13 protein-coding genes are annotated in these 16,668 nt (G+C 69.5%); 3 read left to right on the top strand and 10 right to left on the bottom strand.

Going from position 1 to position 16,668, the window contains the following annotated elements; translation table 11 throughout:
* Positions 1-6: 6 nt before the first annotated feature.
* The 3 genes from JL101_RS23620 to JL101_RS23610 form a co-directional block, all read right to left on the bottom strand.
* Entirely contained in the window at positions 7-840 is an 834-nt protein-coding gene (locus tag JL101_RS23620) for a C40 family peptidase (RefSeq protein ID WP_203098004.1), read from the bottom strand.
* Positions 809-1,252, bottom strand: a complete 444-nt coding sequence (locus tag JL101_RS23615) for a MarR family transcriptional regulator (protein ID WP_203098002.1) — start codon at positions 1,250-1,252, stop codon at positions 809-811. The genes JL101_RS23620 and JL101_RS23615 overlap by 32 nt, the downstream gene beginning before the upstream one ends.
* Before the next feature lie 80 nt (positions 1,253-1,332).
* Positions 1,333-2,721 (bottom strand): leucyl aminopeptidase family protein, encoded by a 1,389-nt coding sequence (locus tag JL101_RS23610; RefSeq protein WP_407697350.1) that lies wholly within the window; start codon positions 2,719-2,721, stop codon positions 1,333-1,335.
* A 175-nt stretch (positions 2,722-2,896) separates the two neighbouring features.
* Between JL101_RS23610 and JL101_RS23605 the strand changes: the two genes are divergently transcribed.
* Positions 2,897-3,541: a glutathione S-transferase family protein gene (locus JL101_RS23605; RefSeq protein ID WP_203098000.1), complete on the top strand. Its 645-nt coding sequence runs from the start codon at positions 2,897-2,899 to the stop codon at positions 3,539-3,541.
* Positions 3,542-3,556: 15 nt separating this feature from the next.
* Here JL101_RS23605 and JL101_RS23600 read toward each other — a convergent pair whose 3' ends face one another.
* The 3 genes from JL101_RS23600 to JL101_RS23590 form a co-directional block, all read right to left on the bottom strand.
* Positions 3,557-4,729, bottom strand: a complete 1,173-nt coding sequence (locus JL101_RS23600; protein ID WP_228435111.1) for a TAXI family TRAP transporter solute-binding subunit — start codon at positions 4,727-4,729, stop codon at positions 3,557-3,559.
* 212 nt (positions 4,730-4,941) lie between these two features.
* Entirely contained in the window at positions 4,942-6,255 is a 1,314-nt protein-coding gene (locus JL101_RS23595; RefSeq protein ID WP_203097998.1) for an MFS transporter, read from the bottom strand.
* Between the two features lie 58 nt (positions 6,256-6,313).
* Positions 6,314-8,125 (bottom strand): adenylate/guanylate cyclase domain-containing protein, encoded by a 1,812-nt coding sequence (locus JL101_RS23590; protein ID WP_203097996.1) that lies wholly within the window; start codon positions 8,123-8,125, stop codon positions 6,314-6,316.
* Between the two features lie 132 nt (positions 8,126-8,257).
* Here JL101_RS23590 and JL101_RS23585 point away from each other — a divergent pair, with 132 nt between their 5' ends.
* Complete coding sequence (locus JL101_RS23585; RefSeq protein WP_203097994.1) at positions 8,258-9,778, top strand: malonate--CoA ligase; 1,521 nt, start codon at positions 8,258-8,260, stop codon at positions 9,776-9,778.
* A gap of 47 nt (positions 9,779-9,825) precedes the next feature.
* Here JL101_RS23585 and JL101_RS23580 read toward each other — a convergent pair whose 3' ends face one another.
* Positions 9,826-10,305 (bottom strand): peroxiredoxin, encoded by a 480-nt coding sequence (locus JL101_RS23580; protein ID WP_203097992.1) that lies wholly within the window; start codon positions 10,303-10,305, stop codon positions 9,826-9,828.
* A 91-nt stretch (positions 10,306-10,396) separates the two neighbouring features.
* Complete coding sequence (locus JL101_RS23575; protein ID WP_203097990.1) at positions 10,397-12,484, bottom strand: protein-disulfide reductase DsbD family protein; 2,088 nt, start codon at positions 12,482-12,484, stop codon at positions 10,397-10,399.
* Positions 12,485-12,623: 139 nt separating this feature from the next.
* Between JL101_RS23575 and JL101_RS23570 the strand changes: the two genes are divergently transcribed.
* The gene (locus JL101_RS23570; protein ID WP_203097988.1) at positions 12,624-13,199 is read left to right on the top strand and encodes a YqgE/AlgH family protein; all 576 of its coding nucleotides are present in this window, start codon (positions 12,624-12,626) and stop codon (positions 13,197-13,199) included.
* A gap of 191 nt (positions 13,200-13,390) precedes the next feature.
* Here JL101_RS23570 and JL101_RS23565 read toward each other — a convergent pair whose 3' ends face one another.
* The gene (locus tag JL101_RS23565) at positions 13,391-14,758 is read right to left on the bottom strand and encodes an HlyD family type I secretion periplasmic adaptor subunit (RefSeq protein WP_203097986.1); all 1,368 of its coding nucleotides are present in this window, start codon (positions 14,756-14,758) and stop codon (positions 13,391-13,393) included.
* Position 14,759: 1 nt separating this feature from the next.
* Entirely contained in the window at positions 14,760-16,490 is a 1,731-nt protein-coding gene (locus JL101_RS23560) for a type I secretion system permease/ATPase (RefSeq protein WP_228435109.1), read from the bottom strand.
* Positions 16,491-16,668 lie beyond the last annotated feature (178 nt).

Below are 16,668 nucleotides of genomic sequence, written 5' to 3'. Positions count from 1 at the left end.
CCGGGCCTAGAGCCGGCGCACCCCGGTGATCCGGGCGCCGCGGCCGACCACGTCGGCCAGCGGCTCCTCGGTCACCATCATGTGGAAGGCGTTGGCGTGGATCAGCCGTTCCGGTCCCGTCATGATGCCGACATGGCCGGGGAAGAACACCAGGTCGCCGCTCCGGGGCGGGTCCCCCTCCGGCGCCGCCCGCCCGAGCGAGGCGCCCTGCTGGTCGCTGTCGCGCGGGGCCGCGATGCCGGCCGCCGCCAGGGCGATCTGCACGAGACCGGAACAGTCCAGCCCCAGGCTGGTCTTGCCGCCCCACAGGTAGGGCACCCCCAGCAGACGGCGGGAGGTGGCGACATAGTCCGGCTGGTGCGTGCCCAGTTCGGCCAGATGCCCGGCGAAGACCCAGCCGCCCTGCGTCAGCTCCACGAAACCGTTCCGCTCCCCGGCCGCCGCCACCCGGGTGGTCAGGCTCAGCACGTCGAGCGGCGGGGTCTTCAGGTCCGGTTCCGGAAACAGGAAGCTGCGCAGCGCGGCGACCCTGTGGGTCGGTTCCGGGGTCTCCTCCCACAGCGTGTCGAGCCGCAGGTAGCCGACATAGCCGTCGCCGGAAAGCTGGCCCCAGACCCAGCCGTCCTGTTCCTCGTAGATGGTCACCGTCTCGCCGAACAGGGCCTGGGTCGTCTGGCGGGCGCCGAAGTCGGGCGAGCCCTTGACCGTTGCGAAGCCGGCCCTGATCTGGCAGGGCACTCCCTCGATGAAGCGGTCGGCCTGGACAATGCCTTGCAGGTGCGCCGCGGCGAGATCGGAGCGGTAGGGGTTAGTCCGAGGATCCGGCAAGGACGCGGTCATGGACGGCCTCCATCACGGGTTCCGGCACCGGTTCCGGCGGGGATGCGCCATGCCCGTCGCCCAAGGTCCCGTCGCCCTGGGCCAGATGCTGCGATTCCAGCACCAGATGCGCGAACTCGGTCAGGAAGACCGATCCCTTGACCGTGCGCTGGACCAGGACGTTGCGCCGGTCGGCCTCGTCGCGCTTGCGGCGGATGAATCCCAGACGGCCCAGCCGGTCGAGCGCGCGGCTTATCGCCGGCTTCGAGATGTTCAGGGTGGCCGCCAGGCCGCGCACCGTGTGGGGCGGCGGCGTCAGGTAGACGGTGAGCAGCAGCGCCAGTTGCCGGGAAGACAGGTCCGGCCCCGCCTGCCGCACATTCGTTACGAGAACGTGGCGCCAGAGATCGAGGGCTTGAAGCTTCTGCGGCATGCGCTGACTCCCGATACCGAACCCGCGCGTATCGGGTTTCGGCCGAGAGAGTGCCGAAACAAGTTGAAATCGGCAAGTATTTAACTCTTTTTGCCATAACGGCTTTCCAGATATGCGAAGACCGCGCGCATGCCCAGGGCTTCGCCGCCCTCCGGCCGGCCGGGTTTCGACGACGGGTTCCAGGCCATCACGTCCAGGTGCGCCCACGGGGTCGTCTTGTCGACGAAGCGCTCCAGGAACAGGGCCGCCAGGATCGCCCCGGCGAACGGGCCGCTTCCGATATTGTTCAGGTCGGCGACCTTGCTTTCCAGCATCTTGGCATAGGGCTGGTGGAGCGGCAGCCGCCACATCGGGTCGGCCTCGGCCCTGGCCCACGCCAGCAGCCCGTCGGCCAGGGCGTCGTCGTTGCAGAACAGGGCGGGAAGCTCGGTGCCCAGCGCGACTCGGGCGGCACCAGTCAGGGTCGCGAAATCGATGATCACGTCGGGCTTGTCGGTCACCGCTTCCGCCAGCGCGTCGCACAGGATCAGCCGCCCCTCCGCGTCGGTGTTGCCGACCTCGACGCTGAGGCCCTTGCGGGTCGCCAGGACGTCGAGCGGCCGGAAGGCGTCACCGGAGACGGAGTTCTCCACCGCCGGGATCAGCACGCGCAGGCGGACCGGCAGCCCGGCCATCATGATCATGCGGGCGATGCCCAGCACGTGCGCGGCGCCGCCCATGTCCTTCTTCATCAGGAGCATGCCGCTGGACGGCTTCAGGTCCAGGCCGCCGGTGTCGAAGCAGACGCCCTTGCCGACCAGCGTCACCCGCGGGGCGGCCTTGTCGCCCCAGGTCAGGTCGATCAGGCGGGGTTCCCGGGTGCTGGCCCGGCCGACGGCGTGGACGGCGGGATAGTTCTTTTTCAGCAGGTCTTCCCCGACGGTCACCTTGACCTTGGCCTTGAACTCGGCGCCCAGCGCCTCGGCCGCGGCGGCCAGTTCGGCGGGACCCATGTCGGAGGCGGGGGTGTTGATCAGGTCGCGCACGAGATACGTGGCGGTCGCGGTGCGCTCCACCGCGTCCCTGTCGGCCCCTTCCGGCCAGACCAGCGTCGCGAAGCTCCGCTCGTTCCCGGACTTGTAGCGGGTGAAGGCATAGCAGCCGAGCGCCCAGCCGAGCGCCGCCTTGGTGGCGGTGCCGGCGTCCAGGCCCGCGTCGATATGGTAGGCCCCGGCCGGCAGGGATGCGGGGAGGGACGCATAGGCCCAGAGGTCGGCGTCGGCGTCCACGCCGACCAGCACGCGGGCGAATTTTCCCCCGTCTCCCGGCAGAAGCGCCGTCTTGCCGGACTCGGCCTTGAAGCCGATGCCGGCGACCCAGGCGCGCACGGCATCCGGCTGATCCGCGAGCCAGCCTTCGAGGCCATCCTTCGTGACGGGGGTGAGCGGGATCGAGTCCGTCCCGGCCTTCGGGCGCATGTGGGTCAGCAAGTGGCTGTTCCTTCGTCGCGATTACGTTGCGGTGCCCAGAACATGGAGCACCGGGCCGCCGCTGAAAAGATGGAACTGTCCGGCGCGCCGTTTCCCATCGGAACGCTTTCGAAACCGCGCGCCAGCAACTAGTCTCCCGCGCGACCTTCACCCCCAGCAGATCCGGCGGTTCTTCATGAGCGATCTTACCCTCGTCATCGGCAACAAGGCCTCGTCGTCTTGGTCGTTGCGTCCCTGGCTGGCCCTGAAGCAGATCGGCGCGCCGTTCCGCGAGATCACCGTCCCGCTGCGCCAGCCGGAAACCAAGGCGGAAATCCTGCGGCATTCCCCCGCCGGGAAGGTGCCGGTGCTGCGCGACGGCGACCTGACCGTCCATGACTCGCTGGCGATCCTGGAATACCTGGCCGAGCGCCATCCAGAGGCCGGCCTGTGGCCCGACGACCGGGGCGCCCGGGCCGCCGCCCGGTCGATCTCGGCCGAGATGCATTCCGGCTTCGTCGATCTGCGCCGGAACATGCCGATGGACGTGACCGACAAGCATCGGGGGCAGGGACGTACGCCGGAGGTTCTGGCCGACATCGCGCGGATCACCGAGCTCTGGCGCGACGCCCGGGCGCGGTTCGGCGCGGACGGCCCCTTCCTGTTCGGCCGGTTCACCGTCGCCGACGCCATGTACGCGCCGGTCTGCACCCGCTTCGACACGTACGGGGTGGAACTGGACGACGTCGCCCAGGCTTATGTCGGCACGATCCTGGGGCTTCCCGCGATGCGGGAATGGTACGCCGCCGGCGCCGCCGAACCCTGGGGTGCGCTGCTCTGAGGGAAGCTTTCGGCCCTACCGGGCCGGAGCGGGGGGAACGGGAACCGGGAGGGCGGGCATCGGGTCGTCCTCGGGGCGCTCCGGTTCCCGGCGCGGCTCGACCTTCGGCTCGGCGCCGTCTTCCTCCAGCACACCGGCTTCGCGGTAGTAGCGGGCGGCGCCGGGATGGAGGGGTGCGGCGAGACCCTTCGTCGCGGTGGCAAGCTGGATCGACGGTCCCTTCGGGTGGCCGTTGTCCAGCAGGCGCCGGGTGCTGGGATGCCACAGCGCGCGGGTGATGCCGTAGACCAGGTCTTCCGGGACGTCGCCGCGGACCAGCCACTGGGCGCCGACGCCCAGGGTGCGCGTTTCCGACACGCCCTCGTAGACGCCCTCGCCGATCACGGACTCGGTGAAGAAGGGCAGCCGCTCCTTCAAATTCCGGCCCTGCTCGTCGTCGAACGACAGCAGCCGGATCGGCGTGCGGGCCGCGGCCTCGGCGACGGCGGCGACGGGATGTCCGCCGACGATGAAGAAGGCGTCGATCCCGCCCTCCACCAGCCGGTCGCCGGCCGGACCCGGCTTCAGGTACCGCGGCTCGATGTCCTTCTCGGCGATGCCGTAGGCCTCCAGGATCACCCTCGCCTCAACCAGGGTGCCGGACCCTTCCTCGCCGATCGACACCACCTTGCCCTTCAGGTCGGCGATGCTGCGGATGTCGCTTTCGGCGCGGACCACGATATGGACCGTCTCGACATAGAGGCTGGCGATGGTGGTGAGCTGCTCGAACGGCTGCTGCCCCTTGTAGGGGCCGGTGCCTTCGCGCGCCCAGAAGGCGATGTCCGCCTGGGACAGGGCCGATTCCAGCGTTCCCGTCCGCATCTCCTTCAGGTTCTCCACGGAGCCCTGGGTCGCCTGGGCGACCGCGATCACGCCGGGGACCCCGCAGCTTCCGCCCCGGTCGCAGGGGCGCGATCCCGGCGGGTTGCTGATCGCGTTGGCCAGCATGCCGCCGACCGGGAAATAGGTGCCGCCGGTGGTCCCGGTGCCGATCCGGAAGAACCGGATGTCGTCCGCGCGCGGCCCGCCCGTTGTCGGGACCAGCAGCACCGCGGCCGCCGCGACCAGGGCGACCATCAAGGTGCCGATGACCGCGCGCGCGGCGATGGTCAGGCGGCGGCGCCGGGCGGCGGACAGGTCGGGAAACACGGCAGACGGCCTTCCAGTGGGGGTAGGGCATCCCGAAGCGGAACCGGCCGGTCCCGCGCAATGACGCTTTACCAACTTGAGACGAAAGAGATGGCCTCAATATGGCGCAAAGGCATTACGCGATTAATAACGCCGCCATGTCCGGTTTATTTCCGGCCCGTTCGGGCTAAGGCCGCTGCCCGCCGCGCCTCGCCCGGTCACCCCGCCGTCCGTCACTCCGCCGCCTGGGCCTGCATCCGGTCCGGCGGGTCGAAGTCGAAGGCGAGCTGGTCCGCCTCCTGCCCGGCCGCCTCGGCGCGCGGGTTCAACTCCAGGGCGATCGGCGTGGTCGCGGTCTGCGGCATCGGCACGAAGGCGCCCTGTTCCTCCAGCGGCTTCGCCTGGCGGGCCGTCATGCGGTAGAGCGTGAACAGCACCAGGACGCCCGCGATCGACCCGATATAGAAGAACAGCCCGTTGAACCCGAGCAGACCCATCACCTGGGACGCCAGGACCGGTCCTACGACGGACCCCACGCCGAACATCAGCAGCAGCCCGGCGCTGGCCGGGACTACCTCGTCCGAGCTCATGAAGTCGTTCGCATGGGCGAGGGCGATCGGGTAGATCGAGTAGGCGAGGCCGCCGTAGAGGCCCAGCATCGCCGCGAAGGCGAGGTTGGGGACGTCGTCGGCGAAGGCCAGGGCCACGGCAGCGGCGGAGACGCCGGCGATCGCTCCCAGGAAGACGGTCCGGCGGTCGAACCTGTCGGACAGGCGGCCCATCGGGAATTGCATCAGGAAGCCGCTGAGGATCGCGACCATCATGAACAGCCCTACATCCTCCACCGTGCCGCCGCGCGCCTGGACATAGACCGGCCCCATGCTGCCGAAGGCGCCGTTGATCAGGCCCGCCCCGATGCAGCCGGCGACGCCCAGCGGGGAGATCCGGACGATCTCGATCACGCGGAGCCGGTTGGTGCCGACGGAGCCCGGGCTCTGGACCCGGCTCAGCGCCAGTGGAACCAGCGACAGCGCTACCAGGATCGCGACCAGGCTGAAGATCTGGAACCCGTTGGGATCGATCACCGTGATCAGCGACTGCGACGCACCCAGGGAGAGGTAGTTGACGGTCATGTAGACCGACAGCACCCGGCCCCGCACCGTGTTGGAGGAGGAGGCGTTGATCCAGCTCTCGGTGATGGTGAACAGCCCCGCCAGGCAGAAGCCCGCCACGACGCGCAGCAGCAGCCAGACGATCTGGTCCACGACGATCGCGTGGACCAGCGCCGAGATGGCGGCCAGCGCCGCGAAGGCCGCGAAGGCGCGGATATGGCCGACCCGCTCGACGACCCTGGGGCAGCGCAACGTTCCGAGAACGAAACCGACCGAGTATGCCGCCATGATGATGCCGATACGGTCGACCGGGAAGCTCTCCGCCCCCATGCGCACCGCCAGCAGCGTGGAGAACAGGCCGTTGCCCAGGACCAGGATACCGAGGCTGACCAGCAACGGTAGAATGGCGGCGAACACCTGCCGCAGATCCGACATCCACTCCTCCTGACAAGGTTTCGGCCGGACTGCCCGGCTTCCCCCTTAAGGCTCCTCTTCAAGACAGGGCGGTATACGAACTAACGGTCTCCGGAACAAGACGGCGGAACGTGACAGGAGCCGCAAATCCCTTCAGCGCGGCCGATTCCACCTCGGAATGCAACGATGTTATCACAGCCGAAACGGCCGGATCGGCGGCCAGCCCCTCGGACAGGATGATGTCGCCGCCCCGGCTCCGCCCTTCGAGGCGCGCGGCCAGATTGACCGTGGAGCCGAAATAGTCCAGGCGCCCGTTCAGGGTCACCGCGACGCAGGCGCCGGCATGCAGGCCCATCTTGATCACCAACCCGTCGCGGGGCGCCGTCTGGATGGCGAGCGCCGCGCGGACCGCCTGGCCCGGGTCGGCGAAGGCGGCCATCACGGCGTCGCCGATGGTCTTGACCACGGCGCCGTCATGGTCGCGCACGGCCCTCGCCAGATCCGCGAAATGCTCCCGGACCCTGTGGTAGGCGCTGGCGTCGCCGATGCGGTCGTAGAGGGCGGTCGAGCCCTTGAGGTCGGTGAACATCAGGGTGACGGTGCCGATCGCGACCTCGTCGCCGGGGCGCAGCACCTCGTCCGAGAACATGTCGCGGAACGCCTGGAGGGTCGTCACCTGGTGGGCGGTCAGGGCGTCCGCGATCCAGTCGCGGTCCTCCACCACCAGCGTCAGGGGGCGGTCGGTCCTGTTCTCGACGCAGAGAAGGCCGGGAGCGGCGGGAGGGCCTGAGGTGACCGCGTCGGCTTCCGCGACCACCAGGGGAAATCCTTGGCCCGGGGCGGGCAGCCAGTCCAGGTCGGCGCTGCCGCCCGGCTCCAGGGTGCGCAGGCGCAAGGGGCCGGCGGGAAGCACGGCCTCAAGGGTCCTCGCCTCCCCGGGGCGGAGGGTCTGCTGGACATGGACATGCGGCGTGGTCATGGGGCCGGCCAGGCAGTACTCGCCTTCGGTGAGCTGCCTGACCGCCGGCGAGGGCTGGAAGGTCAGCTCGACGTTCCGCGCGAAGTCCCTGCCGTAGTCTATGTTGCAGGACGGGCAGTGGGCGCCGCTCGGCAGCCGGTCCAGGCTTGCCGCCACCGCCTTGGCGCCTCGGCAGCGTGGGCACAGCAGGTCCCAGCGGAGCGTCAGCAGGCCGGCCTTGACGGCTCCCAGGCACAGCTCGACCACGGTCCGGGGCTGCTCGCCCCAGGTCCGCGCCAGCGCCAGGGGTCGGATGCGCGTCAAATCCACCTCCTGCGCGGCCAGCAGATGGTCGGCCAGGCGGCGCGACAGGCCGTGGCCGTTGCCGCTCTCCTCCAAGGCCCGGATCATCCCGGCGACCCGTTCCGCGACGGCGGCAGCCGGGGTGGGCGGCACGTAGTCGAACGGCTCGGGACGCGATCCCGCGGCATGGTCGGCGGCGGCGCGGATCAGCGCCTCGAACTTCCGGCCGGACCGTTCCAGGAATCCCAGGCGGAGCAGCAGCCGGCCCATCCAGTTCGCCGGTCGCATCTCCAGCGTGTAGGACACCCGCGAGCCGCCGTGCTCCGGCGACAGCTCCAGCGTCGGCCCGACCGTCGCGAAGGGGCCGGCGCGGAACCGCCGGACCTGGGTGAATCCCCGGGGCGCCACCCACTGGAACGGCTGCTCCTCCCACTCCAGGGCGTAGCGGCCGATCCTCCCGCGGGCGAGGCGCAGCAGGGTGCCGTCGTCCCGGGGGATCTCCTCCACTTGGTAACGCGGCAGGCCCATCGCCTCGTTGAAGCGCGGCGTGTCGGCCAGCAGCGGCCACAGCCGCTCGGGCGGCTGGTCGAACCACCATGTCCAGGTCCGCCGCGCAATGCCCGCCATCATCCGGTCCCCCTTGGCCGTCCCCGCCCGTTCGCCTGCCACAAACTTATGCTCGGGAGCTTCAATTCCCAAGTCGTGGGGGCTATGGTCCCGGAGCGTGGAGGATCGACCAAGCAGCCCCGGAGCCAAGAAAAAATGAGCGATAACCTGTACGACCTGTTCCAGTCCCGTTTCCCCGCCGATCTCTCGAGCCCCTTCATCGAGACCGACCTCGGGCAAGTCTACAGCTATGCCGACCTGCACGAGACCTCCGGCCGCTATGCCCGCCTGCTGACCGACCTGGGGGTGCGCAAGGGGGACCGGGTCGCGGTCCAGGTCGAGAAGTCGCCCGAGGCGATCTTCCTCTATCTCGCCTGCCTCCGCGCCGGTGCCGCCTACCTGCCGCTGAACACCGCCTACACCAAGGCGGAAGTGGCCTATTTCGTCGGCGACGCCGAGCCCGCCATCGTGGTCTGCCGGCCGGAGAGCGAGCCGGTGATCGCCGAGGTCGCGGCCAAGGCCGGCGTCGGCCATGTCCTCACCCTGGGACAGTCCTGCGACGGCTCCCTGCCGGAACGGGCGCGCGGCCTCGATCCCGACTACGCCACGGTCCCGGCGGAGTCGGGCGACCTGGCGGCGATCCTCTATACCTCCGGCACCACCGGGCGGTCCAAGGGCGCCATGATGAGCCATCGGAACCTGGGCTCGAACGCCCAGGCGCTGCACAGGATCTGGGGCTGGAAGCCCGGCGACGTGCTGCTCCACGCCCTGCCGATCTTCCACACCCACGGGCTGTTCGTCGCGACCAACTGCGTCCTGCTGAACGGGTCGGGCATGCTGTTCCTGCCCAGGTTCGACCTGGACCGGGTGGTCGGGCTGCTGCCCCGCGCCACCGTCTTCATGGGCGTGCCGACCTTCTACACCCGGCTGCTGTCGGACCCGAGGGTGACGCCCGACCTGTGCCGGAACATGCGGCTGTTCATCTCCGGCTCGGCGCCGCTGCTGGCCGACACCCACCGGGAATTCCAGGAGCGCACGGGACACCCGATCCTGGAGCGCTACGGCATGACCGAGACCGGCATGCTGACCTCGAACCCGCTGGACGGCGACCGGGTGCCCGGCACCGTGGGCTTCCCGCTGCCCGGCGTCGAGCTTCGCGTGGTGGACGAGAAGACCGGCGATCCCGTCGGCACCGACGGGATCGGCATCATCGAGGTGAAGGGGCCGAACGTGTTCGGCGGCTACTGGCGCATGCCGGAGAAGACGAAATCCGAGTTCCGCCCGGACGGGTTCTTCATCACCGGCGACGTCGGCAAGGTCGACGGCCGGGGATATGTCCATATCGTCGGCCGGGCCAAGGACCTGATCATCTCCGGCGGGTTCAACGTCTACCCGAAGGAGGTCGAGAGCGTGATCGACGCGATCGACGGCATCATCGAGTCGGCCGTGGTCGGCGTGCCCCATCCCGACTTCGGGGAGGCGGTGGTCGCGGTGGCGATGCGCCGGCCGGGCCGCGACGACGTGACGGCGGACCGGGTCGCGGCGGTGTGCAAGGAGGAACTGGCGAACTACAAGGTTCCCAAGCGGATCTTCTTCATCGACGAACTGCCGCGCAACGCCATGGGCAAGGTGCAGAAGAACCTGCTGCGCGACGAGCACAAGGGCCTGTTCGCCTGATCCCGCTGCCGGGCCGGGCGCGGAGCCCGGCCCGGCGGAGGCGGCCGTCAGATCGTGTTGAGCACGGCGTCGGCGCTGGAGACCTCGAAGGCGCCGGGCTCCTCGACGTTCACCGACTTCACGATGCCGTCCTCGATCACCATGGCGAAGCGCTTGCTGCGATGGCCCAGGTTGTAGCCGGTGCCGTCCATCTCCAGGCCCAGCGCCTTGGTCAGGGTGCCGTTGCCGTCGGGCAGCATGGTGATCTTGTCGCCGACGTCGGACGACTTGGCCCAGGCGTCCATCACGAAGGGATCGTTCACCGCCATGCAGACGATCTCGTAGCCCTTGGCCTTGAACTCGCCCGCGCGATTGACGAAGCCCGGCAGGTGCTTGGCCGAGCAGGTCGGGGTGAAGGCGCCCGGGACCGCGAACAGCACGGCCTTCTTGCCCTTGAACAGGTCGTCGGTGCTGATTTCCTGCATCCCGTTGGATGTCAGGTGCTTGAGCGTGACGGACGGAAACTTGTCGCCGACCTTGATCGTCATTCTGATGGCCCTCCGAGCGTGAATCGTGGGCACAGGTGTAGACCGGTGCGGCGTTGCGTCGCAAGGAGCATTCCTGTCCGGCGCCTCCCGGTCAGCCCGCCCGGTCCAGCGCCGCGAGCACCGCTGCCTCGGTCAGCAGTTCCGGCAGTGCTATGCCCTCGGGGGCTCCGGGGCCGTAGACCATGTTGAACGGGATGCCGTAGCGGCCGTGCTCGGCCAGGTAGGCCGCGATCCCGTCGTCCGGACGGGTCCAGTCCGCCTGCATCGGCACCACGGCCCCGCCGAACAGCCTTCCGGCGACCGGGTCGCGCGCCAGCACCAGCCGCTTGTTGGCCTGGCAGGTGATGCACCAGCTCGCCGTGACGTCCACGAACACGGTGCGCCCGGCGGCCACCTGCTCCGCGATGGCGGCCCGGTCGAACGGCACCCACTCGGCGTCGGTCGCCGCGGCCGCCTGCGAGGCCGGGCGGTCCAGCGCCGTCGGCATCCCGAAGGCGGCCAGCGCCAGCAGGGCCGCCGCCACGCCGCCGGCGAACCGGATGCGGCCGGGCAGCCGGCGGCGGACCGCCAGCGCCAGCACGACGGCGACCATCAGCGCGCCGACCGCCAGCGCCGCCGCCGGGCCGATCTGGACCGCCAGGACCGACAGCAGCCAGACGCCGGTCAGGGCCAGCGCCGCGCCGAGCACCCGGCGCAGCACGATCATCCAGCGGCCCGGCCGGGGCAGGCGCGCGGCCAGCCGGGGGAAGGCCGCCACCGCCAGGAAGGGCAGGGCCAGGCCGAGGCCCAGCGCCAGGAAGACGGCGACGATCTCCAGCGGCCCGCGGGCCAGGGCGAACCCCACCGCGGTGCCGAGGAACGGGGCGGAGCAGGGGGTCGCCAGCAGGGTGGCGAGCGCCCCCGTCGCGAAATGGCCGCGCAAGGTCGGGGCGTGCCCGCCGTGTCCGCCCACCGCCGCGTCGGCGATGGCGCGCGGCAGCGGGATCTCGAACAAACCCCACAGGTTGGCCGCGAACACCGTGACCAGCACCACCATGAAGACCAGGAACAGCGGCTGCTGGAACTGGATACCCCAGCCGACCGCCGACCCGGTCAGCTTCAGCGCGACCGCGGCGCCGGCCAGCACCAGGAAGGAGAACAGGATGCCGGCGGCGGATGCCAGGAAGCCGGCGCGGATCTCGCGCGGGGCGCTGCCGCCGTGGCTGACCACGGAGAGCAGCTTGAGCGACAGGACCGGCAGCACGCAGGGCATCAGGTTCAGCAGCAGCCCGCCGACCAGGGCGAAGCCCAGCATGGCGGCGAGCCCCCCGACGTCTCCGGCCTGAATGGCACCGGGCGCCTCCACCGTCGCCGCACGCTCCATCGCGCGCAGCCCGTCCACCAGGGTCAGGGTCACCGGCATCCCTTCCAGGGCCACCGGCTCGCCGGTGACCGGCAGCGTGATCGTGATGCGGCGGTCGCCGTCGGCGAAATCGATCTTCGGGGCGCCGAACGCGGCGGCCGCCCCGGCCTCCACGAACAGGTCCGGATCGACGAAGGGCTCCCGCGCTGTCGCCACGACCCGCAGCGACTTGTCCGCCGCCCGCACGCTCTCGATCGACAGGCCGGAGGCGGCGCCGTCGCCGGGCACCCGGGAGGCGAAGCGGGCGATCAGGTTGGCGTCGGCGCCCGCCGAGCTTGCCGGCCCCTCCGGGATCGCCAGGGTCAGGTCCAGGCGCTGGGGCACGCAGATGTCGCTGCACACCAGCAGGTCGACCGACGCGCGGAGGTCGAGTGGCCGGCCGGGTTCCGCGGGGCGGGCGGCGATGGGGAAGACCACCTCCCCGTCGTAGCCGAAGGTCTCGATCCCGAACAGGGTGAAGCGGTGCGGCGCCGGCCACCGCATGTCCGTTCCGGCCAGGTTGGCGCTGCCGTCCCAGGCAAGCTGCGGCGGCAGTCCGGCGTCGCCGGGCGAGCGCCAATAGGTCTTCCAGCCCGGCTTCATCTTCAGGTGGAGCCCGATCGGGACGCTGTCGAGCGAGCCGGCGCCGTCCACGGCGGCGACCAGCCTTCCCTCGACGGTCTCGGTCGCCTGCCACGGGCCGGAGGCGCCATGGACCGGCGGGATCGACGAGAGCAGGGCCGCGAGCAGGACGAGCAGTCCGGTGGCGACGCTGGAGAGGGTGCTTCTGCTGATCATGGCGCTTGGATTTTGTGTCTCGTGGTTCGGCATTATAGGTGGCAAGCGGTCGCAGGTGCTGTCACACTTTCATGAGGCCCCGTTGATCCGGTGAGATCAGCCACCACATTCGGAGCTTGAGGCAGACGGAACGGCACGAATGACTGATGCAACGCGGAAGCCCCAATACCTGACCGGCCAACTGCTGATCGCCATGCCGGCCATGCCGGACCAGCGGTTTCAGCGCTCGGTGATATATATCTGCGCCCATAACCCGGACGGCGCCATGGGCCTTGTGATAAACAAGCTCTTCGGCTCGATCACGTTCCCGGACCTGCTGGAGCAACTCGGCATAGACACGCCGGGCCACGCGGCCAACATGCGGGTGCATTTCGGAGGGCCGGTCGAGTCGGGCCGCGGCTTCGTGCTGCATTCGACCGATTTCGTTCGCGAAGGCACGATGACGGTGGACGACGACGTGGCGCTGACCGCCACCGTGGACATCCTGCGCGCCATCGCCGACGGTCGCGGTCCGAAGCATGCCATGCTGGCGCTGGGCTATGCCGGCTGGGGGCCGGGGCAGCTGGACGCCGAGATGCAGGCCAACGGCTGGCTGAACGCGCCGGCCGACGACGGCCTGCTGTACGACCGCGACCTGGACACCAAGTGGGAGCGGGCGATCGCCAAGCTGGGCGTCAGCCTGTCCATGCTGTCGGGCGAAGCCGGCCACGCTTGAGATTTCGACGTAAGCGCAGGCCGGCTCAAGCCTATAGATTTTACTTGTCCACAGATGAACGCAGATGGACACAGATATTCAGTTCTGATCCATTCCTTATCTGTGTCCATCTGCGTTCATCTGTGGGCTATGAAATCAGAAAAGCCGCCCCTCGCAGGGCGGCTTTTCTCGTTCCCATATGCCGTCGCCCGCTATTCGCGCATGGCGCGGACGAAGGTGTCCTGCATCGGCTGGATCAGGTAGGAGAGCAGCGTACGCTCGCCCTTCTTGATCACCACTTCGGCCGGCATGCCCGGGATGATGTTGAGGCCGGAGATGCTCTCCTTGCTCTTCTCGTCCACCAGCACGCGCACGTTGAAGTACGGCATGTTGGTCTTCGGGTCGACCAGCCGGTCGGCCGAGACGGTCTTGAGCTGGCCATGGATCATCGGCGTGGTGCGCTGGTTGAAGGCCGGGAAGCGGATCTCCGCCTCCATGCCGACCTGGAGCCCGTCGATGTCGGCCGGACGGATCTGGGCATCCACGACGAGCTGGTCGTTCTGCGGCACGATGTCCATGATGCGGCCGCCCGGGCTGATCACGCCGTCCACCGTGTGGAACGCCATGTCCACCACGACGCCGGTCTCCGGCGCGCGCACCTCCATGCGGCCCAGCTCGGCCGTGGTGGCGTGCAGGCGCTCGGCCGACTCGAACAGGCGGGCCTGGGTCGTGCGCAGGTCGGTCTCGACCTGCTCCAGGAAGGTCTTCTGCGCCTGGGTGATCTGAAGCTCGGCCTCGCCGATCTGCTGGCGGACGCTGGCGATGCGCGACAGGATCTCGCCGCGCTCGGCGGTCAGCTCCTCGACCTCGCGCTCGTACTGCAGGACCTTGTTGGCCGGCGCGTTGCCGCGGTCGGCCAGTTCGCGGAGGCCGTTCAGCTCCTTGTCGAGCAGGGCGCTCTGGCGCAGCTTTGCCTTCTCCTGGATCTCCATGCCGGAGATCTGTTCGAGCGACTGGGCGATGCGGTTGCGCAGGATCGAGGTCTGGCCGGTCAGGCTCTCGCGGCGGGCCTCGAAGATGCGCTTCTGGCCGGCCATGGTCTCGGCCAGATCCCGCTCGGTCCGGGCGCGCTCGATCATGTCGGCGGGGAAGCGGATGTCGGGGAGGCCGTCGCGCTCGGCCAGCATCCGAGCCTCCTCAGCCTTCGCAAGGTCGACCTGGGCGCGCAGCATCTGGGCCAGCGACCGGGTCTGGGTCGGATCGAGGCGGACCAGCACGTCGCCGGCTTGAACCTTCTGGCCGTCCCGCACCAGTATGTCCTGGATGATCCCGCCCTGGAGGTGCTGCACCGACTTACGGTAGCTGTCCACCACGACCGTGCCGCTGGCGATGGCGGCGGTGCTCAGCGGGGCCAGCGCCGACCAGGCGGCAAGGCTGCCGAAGCCGGCCAGGATCACCAGCCAGCCGGCGGTGATCGTGCCGTTGTAGGAGGTCGGGAAGTTCGGCTTGGCCTTCGCGCCGCGGCCGGCGGCGGGCTTCGCGGGCAGGAGGCCGGGATTGGTTTCGATCAGACTGGTCATGTCAGGAAGCCTGCTGGGCGGTCAGGCCCGGCTGGGCCGGGGTGGATGCGGACGCCACGACGGGGCGGGTGAAGCGGGACAGGACCTCGTTCCGATTGCCGAACATCCGGACGCCGCCGTCGGCCAGCACCAGGATCTGGTCGGTGGCGCTCAGGATGCTGGGCCGGTGGGAGATGATGATGACGGTGGTGCCGGCACGCTTCAGCTCCGAGATGGCGTGGACCAGGGCCGACTCGCCCTCGTCGTCCAGGTTGGAGTTCGGCTCGTCCAGGATCACCAGCGCCGGGCCGCCGTAGACCGCACGGGCCAGGCCGATGCGCTGGCGCTGGCCGCCGGACAGCGCGCAGCCGCCGGTGCCGATCGGGGTGTCATAGCCCTGGGGCAGCCGCAGGATCATGTCGTGGACGCCGGCCCGCCGGGCGGCGGCGACGATCGCCTCGCTGTCCAGTTCGCCGAACCGGGCGATGTTCTCGGACACCGAGCCGTCGAACAGCTCGACGTCCTGGGGCAGGTAGCCCATGAAGGTGCCGCGCCGCTCCGGGTCCCAGTTGTGCAGGTCCGCGCCGTCGATCCGCACCGTGCCGGCATAGGGCCGCCACGCGCCGACCAGCAGCCGGGCCAGCGTCGACTTGCCGGCACCGCTCGGGCCGATCACGCCCAGCACCTGGCCGGCGGCCAGGTCGAAGCTTACCCGCGACAGGGTCGGCGCCGAGCCGCCGGGGGGAACCACCACGACCGTCTCCACCTTCAGGTCGCCGGCCGGGCGGGGCAGCTCGGTGCGCGGCACCGCCTTGGGGATGCGGCTCAGCAGCTCGTTCAGGCGGCGATAGGCGATCCGGGCGCCGACGAACTGCTTCCAGGTGCCGATCGCCTGCTCGACCGGGGCCAGCGCGCGACCCATCAGGATCGAGGCCGCGATGATCACGCCGGGGGAGATCTGCTCGTGGATCGCCAGCCAGGCGCCGCCGCCCAGGATCGCGGTCTGGAGCAGCAGGCGCAGATACTTGGTCAGGCCCATGATGACGCCGGCGCGGTCGCTGGCGACCGCCTGGAGACGCAGGATCTCCTCGCGCCGTCCCGCCCACCGGCGGCGGAAATTGCCGAACATGCCCATCGCCTCGAGCACCTCGGCGTTGCGCATGCTGCTCTCGATGGCGCCCGCCGCCACGACGGCGTTGCGGTTGGCTTCCTCCAGCGGCTTCTTGGTCACCGCCTCGTTGACGATGGCCAGGGCGAACAGGAGGATGCCGCCGACCAGCGCGATCAGGCCCAGGATGGGATGGAAGACGAAGATGACCGCCAGGATCAGCGGCGTCCACGGCGCGTCGAAGAAAGCGAAGATGCCCGAGCCGGTCAGGAACTGGCGGACCGTGTCGAAGTCGCGGCTGGCCTGCGCGGGATTGCTGCCGACCCGGTGCAGGCTGGCCTGGAACTGGGCGGACAGGATCCGTTCGCTCAACTCCTGGTCGAGCCGACCGCCGACGCGGACCAGCACGCGGGAGCGGATCACCTCCAGCAGGGCCATCACGCCCAGCAGGCCGACCGTGATCAGGGTCAGCATCAGCAGGGTCGCCTCGCTGCGGCTGTGCAACACCCGGTCGTAAACCTGCATCATGTACATGGGCGACACGAGCATCAGCAGGTTGATGAACGCGCTGAACGCCGCAGTCATGACGAAGGCATTGCGGCAGGTGGCGAGGGCCGCCCTCACTTCCGATTTCTTTTCAGTCATCCCGTCAGGCTTCATAAGTTGATAGGGCGCATGCTGGAAATCCACGAGTTTCCTGTGGAAAACATACGGCCGCCAGGAGGCTTTCTGCTGCCAGGAGTACATGATTCAGCGTTAAAGAGTCATTAAACCTCTGCTAATCGCTTCTGTAACATTTGTGGAAAGGTCGATGAAACAATTA

It is taken from the genome of Skermanella rosea, from assembly GCF_016806835.2.
In the GTDB taxonomy this organism is placed as follows: domain Bacteria; phylum Pseudomonadota; class Alphaproteobacteria; order Azospirillales; family Azospirillaceae; genus Skermanella; species Skermanella rosea.
Note: the sequence above shows the minus strand (reverse complement) of the source record. Positions and strands in the feature narration are given on the sequence as shown.

What these genes read in the sequence shown, in the direction of transcription:
- JL101_RS23595 (WP_203097998.1), bottom strand. Translation starts at nt 6,255, where the DNA reads ATGTCGGATCTGCGGCAGGTGTTCGCCGCCATTCTACCGTTGCTGGTC.
- JL101_RS23575 (WP_203097990.1), bottom strand. Translation starts at nt 12,484, where the DNA reads ATGATCAGCAGAAGCACCCTCTCCAGCGTCGCCACCGGACTGCTCGTC.
- JL101_RS23585 (WP_203097994.1), top strand. Translation starts at nt 8,258, where the DNA reads ATGAGCGATAACCTGTACGACCTGTTCCAGTCCCGTTTCCCCGCCGAT.
- JL101_RS23620 (WP_203098004.1), bottom strand. Translation starts at nt 840, where the DNA reads ATGACCGCGTCCTTGCCGGATCCTCGGACTAACCCCTACCGCTCCGAT.
- JL101_RS23565 (WP_203097986.1), bottom strand. Translation starts at nt 14,758, where the DNA reads ATGACCAGTCTGATCGAAACCAATCCCGGCCTCCTGCCCGCGAAGCCC.
- JL101_RS23615 (WP_203098002.1), bottom strand. Translation starts at nt 1,252, where the DNA reads ATGCCGCAGAAGCTTCAAGCCCTCGATCTCTGGCGCCACGTTCTCGTA.
- JL101_RS23570 (WP_203097988.1), top strand. Translation starts at nt 12,624, where the DNA reads ATGACTGATGCAACGCGGAAGCCCCAATACCTGACCGGCCAACTGCTG.
- JL101_RS23605 (WP_203098000.1), top strand. Translation starts at nt 2,897, where the DNA reads ATGAGCGATCTTACCCTCGTCATCGGCAACAAGGCCTCGTCGTCTTGG.
- JL101_RS23580 (WP_203097992.1), bottom strand. Translation starts at nt 10,305, where the DNA reads ATGACGATCAAGGTCGGCGACAAGTTTCCGTCCGTCACGCTCAAGCAC.
- JL101_RS23560 (WP_228435109.1), bottom strand. Translation starts at nt 16,490, where the DNA reads ATGACTGAAAAGAAATCGGAAGTGAGGGCGGCCCTCGCCACCTGCCGC.
- JL101_RS23590 (WP_203097996.1), bottom strand. Translation starts at nt 8,125, where the DNA reads ATGATGGCGGGCATTGCGCGGCGGACCTGGACATGGTGGTTCGACCAG.